Origin of the sequence: Azospirillum sp. B510, from assembly GCF_000010725.1 — a bacterium.
Lineage (GTDB): Bacteria > Pseudomonadota > Alphaproteobacteria > Azospirillales > Azospirillaceae > Azospirillum > Azospirillum lipoferum_B.
The window spans coordinates 589,988-605,000 of record NC_013856.1; the positions used below are offsets into that span (position 1 = coordinate 589,988).

Annotated in this window: 8 protein-coding genes, 2 rRNA genes and 3 pseudogenes (1 of these 13 only partly in view); 4 read left to right on the plus strand and 9 right to left on the minus strand. The window is 64.5% G+C overall.

Annotation, left to right across the window (positions count from 1 at the left end; translation table 11 throughout):
• Positions 1-116: 116 nt before the first annotated feature.
• A complete protein-coding gene (locus AZL_RS23980; RefSeq protein ID WP_012977031.1) occupies positions 117-557 on the minus strand; it encodes a GNAT family N-acetyltransferase in 441 nt (146 codons plus the stop codon).
• Positions 558-885: 328 nt separating this feature from the next.
• On the opposite strand from AZL_RS23980, the gene AZL_RS23985 reads away from it, so the two are divergent.
• A complete protein-coding gene (locus AZL_RS23985; RefSeq protein ID WP_012977032.1) occupies positions 886-2,979 on the plus strand; it encodes a methyl-accepting chemotaxis protein in 2,094 nt (697 codons plus the stop codon).
• 265 nt (positions 2,980-3,244) lie between these two features.
• Here the strand turns inward: AZL_RS23985 and AZL_RS34705 are convergent.
• A protein-coding gene (locus AZL_RS34705) for an IS5-like element ISAzs9 family transposase (protein WP_148219189.1) occupies positions 3,245-4,002 on the minus strand; the annotation gives its coding sequence in 2 pieces (ribosomal slippage) (positions 3,245-3,675 and positions 3,675-4,002; 759 coding nt in all).
• A gap of 177 nt (positions 4,003-4,179) precedes the next feature.
• Between AZL_RS34705 and AZL_RS34710 the strand changes: the two are divergent.
• Positions 4,180-5,057 (plus strand): annotated as a pseudogene (locus AZL_RS34710) (IS3 family transposase); the annotation flags it as partial.
• Positions 5,058-5,060: 3 nt separating this feature from the next.
• On the opposite strand, the gene AZL_RS34715 reads toward AZL_RS34710, so the two are convergent.
• The 5 genes and pseudogenes from AZL_RS34715 to AZL_RS24035 form a co-directional block, all read right to left on the minus strand.
• Positions 5,061-6,198, minus strand: a protein-coding gene (locus AZL_RS34715) for an ISAs1-like element ISAzs22 family transposase (RefSeq protein ID WP_076611334.1) whose coding sequence is annotated in 2 segments (ribosomal slippage) — positions 5,061-5,585 and positions 5,587-6,198 — 1,137 coding nt in all. Because the reading frame shifts where the segments join, the coding sequence is not laid out codon by codon here.
• Between the two features lie 120 nt (positions 6,199-6,318).
• Positions 6,319-6,699 (minus strand): annotated as a pseudogene (locus tag AZL_RS24020) (ISAs1 family transposase); the annotation flags it as partial.
• A 163-nt stretch (positions 6,700-6,862) separates the two neighbouring features.
• Complete coding sequence (locus AZL_RS24025) at positions 6,863-8,203, minus strand: IS1380-like element ISAzs3 family transposase (RefSeq protein WP_012977036.1); 1,341 nt, start codon at positions 8,201-8,203, stop codon at positions 6,863-6,865.
• A gap of 277 nt (positions 8,204-8,480) precedes the next feature.
• Positions 8,481-9,821: an IS1380-like element ISAzs25 family transposase gene (locus tag AZL_RS24030; RefSeq protein ID WP_012977037.1), complete on the minus strand. Its 1,341-nt coding sequence runs from the start codon at positions 9,819-9,821 to the stop codon at positions 8,481-8,483.
• A 107-nt stretch (positions 9,822-9,928) separates the two neighbouring features.
• A pseudogene (locus AZL_RS24035) lies at positions 9,929-10,168 on the minus strand (ISAs1 family transposase); the annotation flags it as partial.
• 174 nt (positions 10,169-10,342) lie between these two features.
• On the opposite strand from AZL_RS24035, the gene istA reads away from it, so the two are divergent.
• Together istA and istB are read left to right on the plus strand one after the other, a co-directional pair.
• Positions 10,343-11,857, plus strand: coding sequence for an IS21-like element ISAzs2 family transposase (istA, locus tag AZL_RS24040; RefSeq protein WP_012973785.1), 1,515 nt, complete (start codon positions 10,343-10,345; stop codon positions 11,855-11,857).
• A 10-nt stretch (positions 11,858-11,867) separates the two neighbouring features.
• Positions 11,868-12,623: an IS21-like element ISAzs2 family helper ATPase IstB gene (gene istB / locus AZL_RS24045; protein ID WP_012972684.1), complete on the plus strand. Its 756-nt coding sequence runs from the start codon at positions 11,868-11,870 to the stop codon at positions 12,621-12,623.
• A 470-nt stretch (positions 12,624-13,093) separates the two neighbouring features.
• Here istB and rrf read toward each other — a convergent pair.
• Together rrf and AZL_RS24055 are read right to left on the minus strand one after the other, a co-directional pair.
• Positions 13,094-13,209 (minus strand): 5S ribosomal RNA (gene rrf / locus AZL_RS24050).
• 135 nt (positions 13,210-13,344) lie between these two features.
• Positions 13,345-15,013, minus strand: a 23S ribosomal RNA gene (locus tag AZL_RS24055) (it continues 1,075 nt past the right edge of the window).

Sequence of the window (15,013 nt, forward strand, 5' to 3'; positions counted from 1 at the left end):
CCAAAACGCGAAGCCGGGGCCGACCAGCGGGCCGGTCCCGGCGGTCTGAAGCGTTAATCGCAGGAAAATCGAAAAATTAGAGTCCGTCTGATGCCCACTGAAGCATCAGACGGACTCTAACCCAGCTTGCGCACGAAATGATGGCAGGCGATCTGATAGCGATTGGCCATGTACACGCGGTGGGCGTCGCCGCGGTCGGGGCCGACTCCTGAGTCGAGGTGGAGCGCCCGGCAGCCCAGCCTTTCCGCCTCGTCCTTTGCCCAATCGAGGATGCGGGAGGCATAGCCCCGCCCCCGGAAGGCGGGCAGCGTCACCATGTCGACGATGTAGAAGGACTTGCCGAGCCATAGGGAATGCTGAAGCCGGTATCCCAGGACACAGGCGGCCGGACCGTCGGGCTCGGGGCGGATCCCGGCCAGACGGTAACCGTTCGGCCGCAGTTCCATATCGATGAGGCGGGTCATCTCCACCGCGTCATAATTGGGCCACAGCTCCCGCAGGGCCGGCACGGCCGACGCCGTATCCTTTTGGGAAATCTCGATGATCTTTGGCAACACGCCGCTTCCCCCGATGCCGGCGTCCAGTTTCGGGCGCCGGCGACAGGATGTGCCGAATGGAAAGGCGGTTGCAAGGCCGGCGGAGGCCTGACGGTTCCATGGCGCGCCGGACTGATGATTTGACATCGCGCTTACACCTTTCCGACCGGAAAGACGACATCTGGAAAATGCTTTTCATGGCCCGCGCCAGTTAAGGGATAACCCTAGTATCTGCGAATCTTCCTGGCGCCATATCCTGGAAAATGAATGGCGGGACCAACAGTCTCTTTCCCTCGACCGCCCCTGGCTTGCTGCACAGCCTGCGCTTTCGTGCCGCACGGAGACAACGATGCTCAGAAGGCTTCCTCTCGTCACCAAACTCGTTCTGACGATCGGTGTGGTCGTCATTCTCGGATTCACCATCGGTGGCACCGTCATCACCACCAGGAGCGGCGCCGACACCGATCGGCTTTCGGTGAGGATCGGGGAGGAGATCGGAACCCGCCATGCCGCGATGATCGAACGCCATCTCAGTGAAGCCATCGGGCTGGACCGTTTCATCGCCGCCGCCATGATCGATCTGCGCCGGTCCGGCCTGAAGGATCGCGCCCGGATGAACGCGATCATGGAAGGGGCCTTGGAGCGGAACAAGGGACTGCTGGCGGTCTGGGCGCAGATGGAGCCGAACGCGTTCGATGGCAGGGACGCCGACTTCGTGAACACCCCCGGCACCGACGCCAGCGGCCGCTTCCTCTCCTATTGGAACCGCGGCGGCGGCAAGGTCGTGCTCGATCCCCTGACCGGCTATGACAATCCGGCGGCCGAATGGGTGGAGTCCGAGCGCGCCGTGAGAAGCGGGCGGGAATCGGTCATCGGCCCCTACACCTATCCGGTGAACGGCAAGGATGTGCAGATGATGTCCCTCGTGGTTCCCGTGATCGACAACGGGGCCTACCTGGGCATGGTCGGGCTGGACATCTCCACCGACGGCATGTGGGACCTCATCAAGAACGAGAAGCCGTTCGGCACCGGGGCCATCTACCTGATCTCCAATGCCGGCGTCTGGGCGGCCCACAGCGATTCCGGCCAGTTGGGCAAGAAGCTCTCCGAAACCGCTCCGGACATGGCGGCGGCCGAAACCGCCATCCGCAACGGGCGGCCCCACAGCCAGGAATCGGTGGAACCAAAGGCGGGAACGGGCGGCGGCGCCATGCTGCAACTCTTCGTGCCGGTGACCGTCGGCGAGACCGGAACCCCCTGGTCGCTCCTGGTCAATCTCCCGGTCGACCGGATCGAGGCGCCGAAGCGGAACCTGCAAACCTTCATCCTGATCGGTTGCAGCCTGCTGGCCGTCACCCTGCTGGCCGCCCTGTGGCTGGCGAGCCGCGTGATCGTCGGCACCCCGCTGCGGCGCATCACCGCCACCGTCCGGGCGCTGACCATCGGCGACCATACGGTCGAGATCATGGACCATGACCGTGCCGATGAGATCGGCGCGATCAACAAGGCGCTGCTGCTGTTCAAGGAGAATTCCAGCCGCGTCACCCAGATGGAGGCCCAGCGCCGCGAGGACGAACAACGCTCCGCCGAGGAACGCAGGCGTGACCTCGACCGGCTGGCGCATGGCTTCGAAAGCTCCGTCGGCAATGTGGTCGCTGGCGTCGCCGCCCAGGCCGAGCACATCCGGGGCGATTCCGAAGCCCTGGCGGCCATCGCCGAACAGACCAACCAGCAGGCGGTGGCGGTGGCCAATGCCGCGACCATTGCCAGCATGAATGTCCAGACCGTCGCCGCGGCGGCGGAGGAACTGACCCGCTCCATCGAGGAGATTAACCAGCGCATCGCCTCGTCGTCGCGCATGGCGGCCGACGCGGAGACCGAGGTCAGGAAGACCAACGGGACGGTGGCGAGCCTTGCCGAGGCGGCGCGGAAGATCGGTGACGTCGTCAGCCTCATCCAGTCGATCGCGGCGCAGACCAACCTGCTGGCGCTGAACGCGACGATCGAGGCGGCGCGGGCGGGGGAGGCCGGCAAGGGCTTCGCCGTCGTGGCGCAGGAGGTGAAGACGCTGGCCAACCAGACGGCCAAGGCAACCGAGGAGATCGCCGCCCAGATCGGCGAAATCCAGTCGGTGAGCGGCAGTGCCGTCGATGCGATCCAGGGGATCGGCAAGACGATCATCGGCATCAGCGAGACCGTGACCGCCGTGGCGGCATCGGCGGAAGAGCAGGAGGCGGCGACCCGCGAGATCAGCCGGAACGTGCAACAGGCGGCGGTCGGAACCCGGGAGGTGTCCTCGAACATCGAAGGCATGAAAGAATCCGCCGAAAAGACCGGCAGCATGGCCCATCAGGCCCGCAGCGCCGCGGACTCGCTGTCCCAGCAATCCGTCCTGCTGCGCCGCGAGGTCGAGGGCTTCGTCGTCGGCATTCGTCAGGCATAGTACCAGCGGTCATTGATGATGGGCGCTGGTATCCGCGCTGACGGGCGCGGCGGCCACCGGCATAGGACGTAATCTCTTCGGGATGTGAAAACCCTTGGGTGCCCGTCCAGCCGGATGCTCCGGCTCTTCCGACAGGAGGCCGACATGTCTATGTTGCGCTGGACTGACAGTTCAGCTTTGCGCCCACATAAAAAACACATAAGAAGTATTATGGAAATAAATATAGGAGGATTGCTCATGTCAGTAACCTAGGGCCTGTTGACATTCATCGTGTTACCAAGACGGTAGCGACGAGGTTAATGGCAGCGGCGAAGCTTGTATCAGTTTTGTCGTATCGTGTGGCGATGCGTCGGAATTCTTTGATTTTGCAGAAGAAGTTCTCGACCAGATGGCGCCATTTGTACATCTCGGCGTCGTGGGGAATCGGGGGAGATCGGTTGGCCTTGGACGGAATGACGGCGACCGCGCCTCGCTCGGCGATCAAGATACGGATGGCGTTGCTGTCGAAGGCTTTGTCAGCCAGCAAGGCGGAGAATTCGATGCCGTCCAGCACCGGTTCGACGCCGACGCTGTCATGTCGCTGGCCCGGCAGCAGGATGAAGCGCCCAAGGTTCCCCAACGCATCGACGACGGCCAGGATCTTGGTCGTCAGCCCGCCACGAGAGCGACCGATGGCCTGAGCCTGAGTCCCCCCCTTGCGCCGGTACCGTGCTGATGCACCCGGACAATCGTGCCATCAATGATCGCGTACTCGAAGTCCGCGTCGCTCGATAAAGCGGCGAAGACCTCGTCGAAGACACCGGCCTTGGCCCATCGGCGATAGCGCTGGAACACCGAGTTCCAATTGCCGAACGCTGCGGGCAAGTCCCGCCAGGGCGCTCCAACGCGGACGATCCACAGGACCGCCTCCAAAAACAGGCGATTGTCCGCTGCCGAGCGGCCAGGGTCACCCACTTTGCCGGGAAGAAGCGGCGCTATCCGCTCCCACTGATCATCTCGCAATACAATCCGATCCAAGGCCACCTCCCTTTTGGTAGCCTTGAATCAAATTTCTGTGACCACAGGAAGCCCCTTCTCAACGCGAATGTCAACAGGCCCTAGCCACTCTGCGCGTTTGAGTCGCGTTGCTGACAGTGAGCTGGTCCCCGTTTCCCGGACAGTCGGATAAGCTTGGTTCGCCCATGAGGAAGGACGGACCCGATGACGGGGAAACGGAAGCGGTATTCGGCAGAGTTCAAGGCGAAGGTGGCGCTGGAGGCGATCCGGGGCGAGCTGACGGTGTCGCAGTTGGTGGCCAAGCACGGCGTACACCAGACGCTGATCAACGCTTGGAAGAAGCAGGCGATGGAGGGGATGGCTGGTGTGTTCTCCGGCAAGGCGGAAACCGCTGAATCCAACCATCAGGGCGAGGTGGAGAAGCTGCACGCCATGATCGGCCAGTTGGTCGTGGAGCGGGATTTTTTGCGCAAGGCCTCCGGTCGATGAGCATCGGTCGGAGGCGGGAGCTGGTGGAGGCGGATCATCCGCGTCTGTCGATCACCCGACAGTGCGAGCTGGTTTCGATCAGCCGGTCCAGCTACTACGGACCGGCCAAAGGCGAGCCGGCCGCGAACCTGGAGTTGATGCGGCTGATCGACGAGCAGTTCCTGGAAACGCCCTGGTACGGCAGCCGGCAGATGACCCGGCATCTGCGCCGGCACGGCCATCAGGTCAACCGCAAGCGGGTTCGCCGCCTGATGGTGCGGATGGGCTTGCAGGCGATTTACCAACGCCCGAAGACGACAGTGCCACACCCTGAACACAAGATCTGGCCGTACTTGCTGCGCGACCTGACCATCGACCGCCCCGACCAGGTGTGGTGTAGCGACATCACGTACATTCCCATGCGCCGCGGCTTTCTGTACTTGGTGGCGGTGATGGGCTGGGCGACACGCAAGGTCGTGAGTTGGCGGCTGTCGAACACCATGGACGTCGAGTTCTGCATCGAGGCCGTTGAGGAGGCCATGGCACGCTACGGCCGGCCGGACATCTTCAACACCGATCAGGGCAGCCAGTTCACCAGCCCGCGCTTTCAGGGCCATTCAAAGAAAGCCGTTTTTGACGGTTGCGATTGTGGCACAGCGATCTTCGGCGCATGCCATGCGGACGGCGGGGAGTGGGGCGCCGAAGAGATTGGCGATGCCCAGCATGGTGTTGCGCAGCATCGCCATGGCCTGTGGCACGGCGCCGGATCGCACCCGGCTGGCGTCTTCGCTCAAGAGGACGTCACGCCTCCAGTGCAGGCGGTTCTCGATGCCCCAGTGGTCGCGGGCGAGCGCGAGCAGCGCCGCAGGCGAGGCGTGGTCGCGGTCCAGGCTGGTGATGACGTAGACGGTTTCGTGCGAGATCGCGCCCTTGACCTCGCGGGTCCGCTCGATGCGGCAGACCTGCGCCACGCCGGGCCAGTCGAGCGCGGGAACGACCTCGCGGCTGACGGTGATGCGGCGGGTTTCGATGCGCCCGTGCCCCTTCTCCACGGTCTGCGCGCCCTCACGGTCCGGCGGCGGCCCGTCCAGGGCGGGAGGCGGGGGCTGGCCCTGGAACGCCGCCACCAGCTCCGGGGGGAAAAGCGTCACCGAAGGCGACGGCGAGATCGGCCATCAGCGCCGGTTGGTTGGCTTTGACGGTGAACAGATAATCGCCGCCGCCGTCGCGGATGGCTTGGCAGATGGCGCGCTGACAGAACACCGCATCCCCGGTGATTACCGCACCGCCCAGCGGCAGGCTCTTGAGCAGCGTCAGCGCGGCGGTGATCTCGTTGGCTTCGGGCGGCACCCGCAACTGGCCGATCACCGTCCCCAGCCGGCTGGCGAAGGCGGCCAGCAGATGCACGCCTTCGCTGCCATCGTGCCCGGCCGGCGCGCTGCCCTTCAGGCGCTTGCCGTCGAGCGCCACATGTCCGACCGGGCCGGAGCCGCGCGCCCATTCCCCCAACACCGCCTCGGCCGCCGTAACGTCCAAAGCCTTGAAGAAATAGTGGTACATGGCGTGACACGGCGCCCGCTCCAGGCCCAGCAGGTAAAGAGCCTCGGGCGGCAACCGTCGCCCCCAGCGAAAGATCGCCATCAGGTCGTTGGCCCCCGCCAGCATCGCCGAAAGCGCCAAATCAAAACCGATGCCAGAGGGTACTGCCGCCCCTTCCGGCCCCGGCGATCCGGGATCGCTCCCACAACCTCCCACAACGTCCGCGGTCCACCCCTCATCGCTCCGACTCTCCGGCTCGGTTCCTGCCGATAGCCTTGTGAATCAACCGACGACTCGCGTCACCCGAATTTCATCCACCTTCTCTGAATCGCCCTGGGCCTGGAGCCAGGTAATGTCGGTGGAGACGACGCTGGTACGGGTCTCAATGCGGCCATGATCGCCATCAACGGTGGTGTGGCTGGTGGTGGTCGTGGTCTCGGGATCGTCGAGAAACAGGCTCACGTCAGCATGGAGCGTGCCCTGATTGCCTTTGAGCGCCAAGGCGTAGTCGCCCTTCCGATCGATGATTTTCTGGGCGATGTCGCGCTGGCAGTTGAGCGCGTCGACGGTCACGATGGTCCCTTTGAGCGCCAGCATCTCCAACAACGTGGGCACGGCGGTGATTTCGTTGGACTTGGCGTCGGTGGCGATCTGAGCGAGCACCAGACGCTGCTCGCACCCCCAGGCGCTGACCATGTGCAGGAGCGACTTAGCCGCCTTTATTCACCAGGGTGGCGAGCGGTCTGGTCGCCGCGTTGAGATGATCAACGTTGGGCTGTATGGGCGCGCGTCGTCGGCCGCCGCGCTGACGGCGGCGTGACGGTGTCGGAGTTGGTGGTGGAGGGGATTGGGTGACGGCTGGGGCACGCTGCCCCGGTGCTCAGCAGATGAGCCGGGGCATGCGGCCGAGGGCGAGGTGGATGATCGCCTGATCAGGCGCGCTGGTCGGCAGGTGCACCTTGATCTGCGTCTTCATCTCCACGATACGCGCGGCGGTCTTCACCAAGCGCAGCCGCAAGGTGTCGAATTGCACCGTGCGCCAGCGGGAGCGTTTCGGCATCAGCGAGCGCAGGCTCCACAGCAGCCAGTACGCCCCGGCGTGCAGGAACAGGCGGAACTGGTTGGCCGTCGCCTTGGTGCAGGAGGTCCGGTCTGCGGCAAGGTGGGATTTCCAGGCTTTTATATGATTTTCCGCCTGTCCCCTCGCGCAATACAGGCCGGCATACAGCCAGCGACCCGTGCCGTGGCGTAGGTTGGTGACGATGAAGCGGCTGTCGGTGCCCTGGTCTCCTGCCTCGACGCGCGCGACGATGCGGCGGACCCGGCTCCAGGTGCTGGCCCCGTCATAGAATTCCTTGAAGCGGCGCACCTTGTCGGCTCCGGGCATGGCCTGGAAGCGCGCCGCGGTGCTGGCCTCCAGCGTGGTGACGTGACGGCGCAGTGTGCTGCTGGTCGGCAGACCGAGCACGTAGTCGAGCCCCTCCGCCTCGCACCAGTCCAGCACCTCCGGGCAGGCGTAATGGCCGTCGGCGCGCAGCAGGATCTCGGTCTTGGGCCAGTTTGCCCGAATGGCGCGGAGCAGGCGACGCAGGAAGGTCCGGATCTCCGTCCCCTTGGGCCGCTTGGCTGGGCGCAGCACAGCGGTGACAAAGCGGCCGTTGCCGTCGAAGACAACGATGGGCTGGAAGCCGTACTCGTCGTAATGGGCGTTGAACAGGCGCAACTGCTGACCGCCATGCACCGTGTCGAAGGTGTCGTCTACATCCAGCATGATGCGCTTGGGCACCTGGCGAAAGGACGCGCAGTAGAGATCGACCATGGCTCGGCCCATGCGCAGCAGTGCGCGGGTATCCGGCAGGTTCTCCAGGCGCGAGATGGTGGCTTGCGAGCAAAGGTCACGCTCGGACGGCAGGCGTTCCAGGGCCATCTTGAACAGCGGGTCGGAGCGTAGGCTGCCGGCGTCGTTGCCGTCCTCGTAGCCCGCCGCGATGGCCAGCAGGCGAAAGCCGATGATGTCGGCCAGCGAATGCACGGTGCGCGTTGGATCGCGCGGGTCCTCAATACAGGCGGCCAGCCGATCGGCAATCCGCAGCCGCTTCGCCACCTCCCGCAGCACCAGCAGCCCGCCATCGGAGGACAGGCGGCCGCCATCAAAGCGCCCGATCACCGGCTTTCCAGCAACGGGTGACAGGCCGGGCAGCGGCAGGGTATGATCAACCATGGCGGGTGGGCGCTCCGGAAACGGCAGGAGTTGGCGTCAGCACCCAAATCCTACGGCCGCTCAACGGATGCCGCTACACCCGCCAACCCTCATGAATTTTCCCGGCTAGCCGCCTTTATGCACCTGGGTGAATCGTCATTTGGCCGCTGAATGGGGATGTTCATCGGGAGGTTGCGAAGGTGCACGCCGTCGACGCCGCGCTGATGGCGGTGTTTTGATGGGTGTGGGTTTAGTGGTTGATGGGATGGAGTGACGGCTGGGGCAGTTGCCCCTGTGGTCAGGAGATGAGCCGAGGCAGGCGGCCGAGGGCGAGATGAACGATCGCCTGATCGGGCGCGGCACTCGGCAGGTGGACCGTGATGCGCGTCTTCCTCTCGATGATGCGCGCGGCGATCTTCACCATGCGCAGCCGCAGGGTGTCGAACTGGGCGACCCGCCAGCGGGAGCGTTTGGGCATCAGCGAGCGCAGGCTCCACAGCAGCCAGTAGGCCCCGGCGTGCAGGAACAGGCGGAACTGGTTGGCGGTCGCTTTCGTGCAGGAGGTGCGGTCGGCCGCGAGGTGGGCTTTCCAGGCCTTGATGTGGTTCTCGGCTTGGCCGCGGGCGCAGTACACGCCCTCGTACAGAGCGCGTCCGGTCCCGTGGCGTAGATTGGTGACGATGAAACGGGTGTCGGTGCCCTGGGGGCCGGCCTCGACCCGCGCGACGATGCGGCGGACCCGGCTCCAGGTGCCGGCGCCGTCGTAGAATTCCTTGAAGCGACGCAGCTTGTCGGTCCCCGGCATGGCCTGGAAGCGGGCAGCGGTGCTGACCTCCAGCGTGGTGACGTGACGGCGCAGCGTGCTGCTGGTCGGCAGGCCCAGAATGTAGTCGAGGCCCTCGGCCTCACACCAGTCCAGAACCTCGGGGCAGGCGTAGTGGCCGTCAGCGCGCAGCAGGATCTCGGTCCTGGGCCAGTTCGCCCGGATGGCGCGGAGCAGACGGCGCAGGAAGGCCCGGATCTCTGTACCCTTGGGCCGCTTGGCCGGGCGCAGCACGGCGGTGACGAAGCGCCCATCGCCGTCGAAGACGACCATGGGCTGGAAGCCGTACTCGTCATAATGAGCGTTGAACAGGCGCAACTGCTGATCACCGTGCACGGTGTCGAAGGTGTCGTCCACGTCCAGCACGATGCGCTTGGGCACCTGACGGAACGAAGCGCAGTAGAGATCGACCATGGCCCGCCCCATGCGCAGCAGCGCGCGGGGGTCGGGCAGGTTCTCCAGCCGCGAGATGGTAGATTGGGAGCACAGGTCGCGCTCCGACGGCAACCGGTCCAGGGCCAGCTTGAACAGCGGATCGGCGCGCAGATCGTCAGCGTCGTTGCCGTCCTCGTAGCCCGCCGCGATGGCCAGCAGGCGGAAGCCGATGATATCGGCCAGGGAATGCGTGGTGCGCACCGGATCGCGCGGGTCCTCGATGCTGCCGGCCAGACGCTCGGCCACGCGCAGCCGCTTTTCCACTTCGCGCAGCACCAGAAGTCCGCCATCGCAGGACAGGCGGCCACCATCGAAGCGCCCGACGACGGCCTTGTCGGCAACCGGTGACAAGCTGGGCAACGGCAGCGTAGGATCAACCATGGCGGGTGGGCGCTCCCGATACGGAGGGGATTGGCTTCAGCACCCAAATCCTATGCCTGTTCAACGGCTTGCGCTACACCCGCCAACCCCGGTGCATAATCCCGGTTAGCACTCGCCGTATCGAAGGAGCGCCGCAGCGCCTTGCCGTCGATGGCGATGACGCCCTGGCAGGTCTCGGCAAAGCGGTCCATGAAGGTGCGGAAACAGGCCTGAAACTGCTTGGGATCAAGGAGACGAAACAGCCGGCTGAAGGTATCGTGCGATGGCGGACCGCCCTTTAAGGTGAGGAATTCGCCCAGAAACTCCTGACGTTCGTCAGCGAACTCCGCCATGTCGATGCAGGTTTGCATATTTCGGCGGAAAGCACCCAGCGGGAACGGCGGAAAGCGCCCGGGCAGAACGGTGAAAGCGCCCAGCCGTTTCGGTGAATTCGCCCACCCGTAGGAGTGGTGGTATCGGGGTCCGAACCAGCCTTTGGCATCCCCATGATCTTTCCACGGCACAGGCCAAGGAGGATCGGGATGCCCCGAGCGAGGTCGGACATGCGGCGGATCAGAGAAGTCCTTCGTCTGCGGGATGAGTTTGGCGCCAGCCAACGGCAGATTGCCGATGCCTGCCGGCTGCCGCGCAGCACCGTGCGCGATTACCTGGAGCGGCTACGGGCCTCCGGGCTGCAGTACGCGGATGTGCTGGGCTGGACGGACGTCGAGCTGGAGGAGCGGCTGTTCCCGCCTCCGGTCACGTCGGCGCGCCCGGTGCCCGACTGGCGGCACATCAGCCGGGAACTCGGCCGCCGTGGCGTAACGCTGCGGCTGCTGTGGGAGGAATACCTGGAGGTCCATCCCGGCGGCTATCGCTACACCCAATTCGTCCAGCATTTCCGGGCATGGCAGGGTGCTCATGCCGAGCCGCGTCTGCGCCGGGAACATCGGCCGGGGGCGGCGATCGAGGTTGATTACGCTGGGATGACGCTGACCGTCGGGCTCGGCGCTGAGGCGCGGCAGGCCCAGGTGTTTGTCGCCTGCCTGCCGTATTCGGGCTACGTCTATGCCGAGGCGACCTGGACCCAGCAGGCGGAGGAGTGGCTGGCCTCCCACGCCCGGCTGTTCGAACATCTGGGCGGCGTGCCGGGCAAGCTGGTGCCGGATAACCTCAAGGTCGGCGTCAGCCACGCCTCCTTCTACGATCCGGCGATCAACCCGGCTTATCACGATCTCGCCCGGCACTACCGCACCGCCGTCCTGCCGGCCCGGGTGCGGCGCCCGCGCGACAAGCCCAGCGCCGAGAACGGCGTGCAGCAGGTCGAGCGGCGGGTGCTGGCCCCGCTGCGCGATACGCCCTTCGCCACGCTGGACGCCGCCAACGCGGCCTTGCGCGACAAGCTGGCCACCCTCAATGCCGCTCCCTTGAGCCGCCGGCCGCAGGACACGCGCGCCGGCCTGTTCGCCGCCGAGGAGCAGCCGACCCTGCGCCCCTTGCCGCCGGACCGCTTCGTGCCGGGCACCTGGGCGCGCCACAAGGTCCCGCCCGACTATCATCTCGCTCTCGACGGCGGCGTCTACTCGGTGCCCCACACGCTGATCGGCAAGACGGTCGACGTGCACAGCACCGCCGGCGTGATCAGCGTCTTCCTGCGCGGCAAGCGGATGGCCTGCCATGTCCGCCGGCAGGACGGCGCCACCGTGACGCTGGACGCCCATCGCCCCGCCAACCACCGGGCCGTCGCCCGCTTCACCCCCGATGCCATCCAGACCGAACTGGCCGCCATCGGCCCGGCCGCCGCGCTGCTGTTCGAACGCATCCTGGCCGGCGCCGATCACCCCGAACAGGCGGTGCGGGCCGGGATCGGCCTGATCCGCTTGGCGGCCACCCACGGCACCAGCCGGCTGGAGCAAGCCTGCCAGGCGGCGCTGGAGGCCAACGTCGGATCCTACCGCTACGTCCAGCGCTGGTTGACCGCTCCCCCGGCCACAACGGCGGACGCGGCCGGTGCCGGCGAGCACACCAATCTGCGCGGCCCTTCCTACTATCACTGACGGAGATACGATGATGAAGCACGTCAACCACGAGCGGCTGCGCCAGTTGCGGCTGTACGGCATGGCCAAGGGGTTGGAGGCGCTGGAACGCCTGCCCGATCGCGGCCAACTGGCCTTCGACGAGCAGTTGGGCACGCTGATCGAGCGGGAAGCGGCAGAGCGCGCCAACACCGCACTCGCCAGCCGACTGAAACGTGCCCGGCTGCGCCAGACGGCCTGCCTGGAGGACCTCGACCTGCGCACCCCGCGTGGGCTCGATCGCGGTGTTGTGCGCGAGCTGGCCACCGGGCGCTGGGTGAAGGAGAACCGGCCGGTTCTGATCACCGGCCCGACCGGGATCGGCAAGACCTGGCTGGCCTGTGCACTCGGCAACCAGGCGGCGCGGGAAGGCCACAGCGTACTCTACACCCGGCTGACCCGCCTGCTGGACGATCTGGCCACCGCCCGCCTGGACGGTTCGCTCGCCCGGCTGCTGCGACGGATCGCCCGGCTCGACCTGCTGATCCTGGATGACTGGGCGATGACCGAGCTGACCGCGCCTCAGCGCCTGGACCTGATGGAGGTGATCGATGACCGCCACGACCGGGCCGCAACCATGCTGGCCACCCAAGTTCCCGTGGCCAACTGGCATCGGCTCATCGGCGATGCCACCTACGCCGACGCCATCCTCGACCGCCTCGTGCATCGGGCCTACCGCATCGACCTGCATGGCGACTCCATGCGCCGCACCAAGGCCGATGCCGCCAGCGAAACCCCCGACACCTAAGGCCGGTGCTTGGCAACCAAACCCACAACCTTCATAACGTAAATCCAGGGTTCGGCCCCGGCTCCCACCAGCTTGCAATTCGGGTGGGCGCTTTCGCCGAAACGGTGGGCGCTTTCAACCGAAACGCCTGGGCGAATTCGCCGAAATACGCACCCTGACCGAAGATGGCGTCGAAAGCCTTAAGGAACTCATCCAAATCCACCGAGCAGCACGCTGAACGATTCGATCCGCACCCGCGTCACTCACCGGATGCGTACGCCTAATTCATAACTCGGGCTGTCTCACAGTCGTTGACACGTTCCGAGCTCTAGCAAGCTCACCGCATGCATACACAGGCAACGCCTACCGGCGCGTTTCTGATCTGCCAACAGCGAAAGGCCCCGTCTCATATTGAGTGCGGGGCCTTTCGGTTTTGAGTTTGAAGAAGCAAGCAGCTTGTTTTTGGAGAGATTGTCTCTTGTGCCTGAGCGACCTGGCGGCGACCTACTCTCCCACGTCTTAAGACGCAGTACCATTGGCGCGGAGGCTTTTCACGGCCGAGTTCGGGATGGGATCGGGTGTTTGACACCTCGCCATGACCACCAGGTCACCGAGGCACAAGACCGACACTCATTCCAAAAACACATGTGCTTGAACGTGCAAGTGATGGCGAGGATGTATCGAACCGGCGGATTTGCGTCAAGCAGGCTTGCTGCTGCGCATGGCGCGGTTGTGTGGGGTTGGGATCAAGCCGATCGAGCGATTAGTAAGGCTTAGCTTCAGGCGTCGCCGCCCTTCCACATGCCTCCTATCGACGTGATGGTCTGTCACGGCTCTCAAGGGAGCTCTGGTTTAGAGGTGGGTTTCCCGCTTAGATGCTTTCAGCGGTTATCCCGTCCATACTTAGCTACCCGGCCATGCCACTGGCGTGACAACCGGTGCACCAGAGGTATGTCCATCCCGGTCCTCTCGTACTAGGGACAGATCCTCGCAAAACTCCGACACCCACGGCAGATAGGGACCGAACTGTCTCACGACGTTCTAAACCCAGCTCACGTACCACTTTAATCGGCGAACAGCCGAACCCTTGGGACCTGCTCCAGCCCCAGGATGTGATGAGCCGACATCGAGGTGCCAAACGACTCCGTCGATATGGACTCTTGGGAGTCATCAGCCTGTTATCCCCGGCGTACCTTTTATCCGTTGAGCGATGGCCCGTCCACGTGGAGCCACCGGATCACTATGGCCGACTTTCGTCTCTGCTCGACTTGTCAGTCTTGCAGTCAGGCGGGCTTATGCCATTGCACTCGACGAGCGATTTCCGACCGCTCTGAGCCCACCATCGCGCGCCTCCGTTACACTTTGGGAGGCGACCGCCCCAGTCAAACTACCCGCCATGCAGGGTCCCGGACCCGGATCACGGGCCACGGTTAGATGCCAGAGACTTCAAGGGTGGTATTTCAAGGTTGGCTCCACCCGGGCTGGCGCCCAGGCTTCCAAGCCTCCCACCTATCCTACACATGAAGTCCCTAGCACCACTGCAAAGCTGTAGTAAAGGTGCACGGGGTCTTTCCGTCTGACCGCGGGAACTCCGCATCTTCACGGAGAGTTCAATTTCGCTGAGTTGGTGTTGGAGACAGCGGGGAAGTCGTTACGCCATTCGTGCAGGTCGGAACTTACCCGACAAGGAATTTCGCTACCTTAGGACCGTTATAGTTACGGCCGCCGTTTACCGGGGCTTCAATTCAAGGCTTGCACCTCTCCTCTTAACCTTCCGGCACCGGGCAGGCGTCAGACCCTATACGTCGCCTTGTGTGGCTTCGCAGAGCCCTGTGTTTTTAGTAAACAGTCGCTACCCCCTGGTCTGTGCCCCCCGCCCTGGCTTGCGCCAAAACGGGGCCCTCTTCTTCCGAAGTTACGAGGGCAATTTGCCGAGTTCCTTCAACACCATTCTCTCAAGCGCCTGGGTATACTCTACCAGTCCACCTGTGTCGGTTTGGGGTACGGTCTGTATGGCGGGGCTGTTTCCTGGAACAGGTCCACAGCACGATCAATCCGATAAGATCGTACACGCTTTCCCATCCGTCACCTCCGCCAGGCCCACGAATATTAACGTGGTTCCCATCGACTACGCCTTTCGGCCTCGCCTTAGGGGCCGGCTCACCCTGCGTGGATTAACCTTGCGCAGGAACCCTTGGACTTTCGGCGACAGTGTTTCTCACACTGTTTGTCGCTACTCATGTCAGCATTCTCACTTCCGATACCTCCAGGCGGCCTCACGGACACCCTTCGCAGGCTTACGGAACGCTCCGCTACCACGTATCTTGCGATACATCCGCAGCTTCGGTACACGGCTTGAGCCCCGATACATTTTCGGCGCAGGCCGGCTTAACTAGACCAGTGAGCTATTA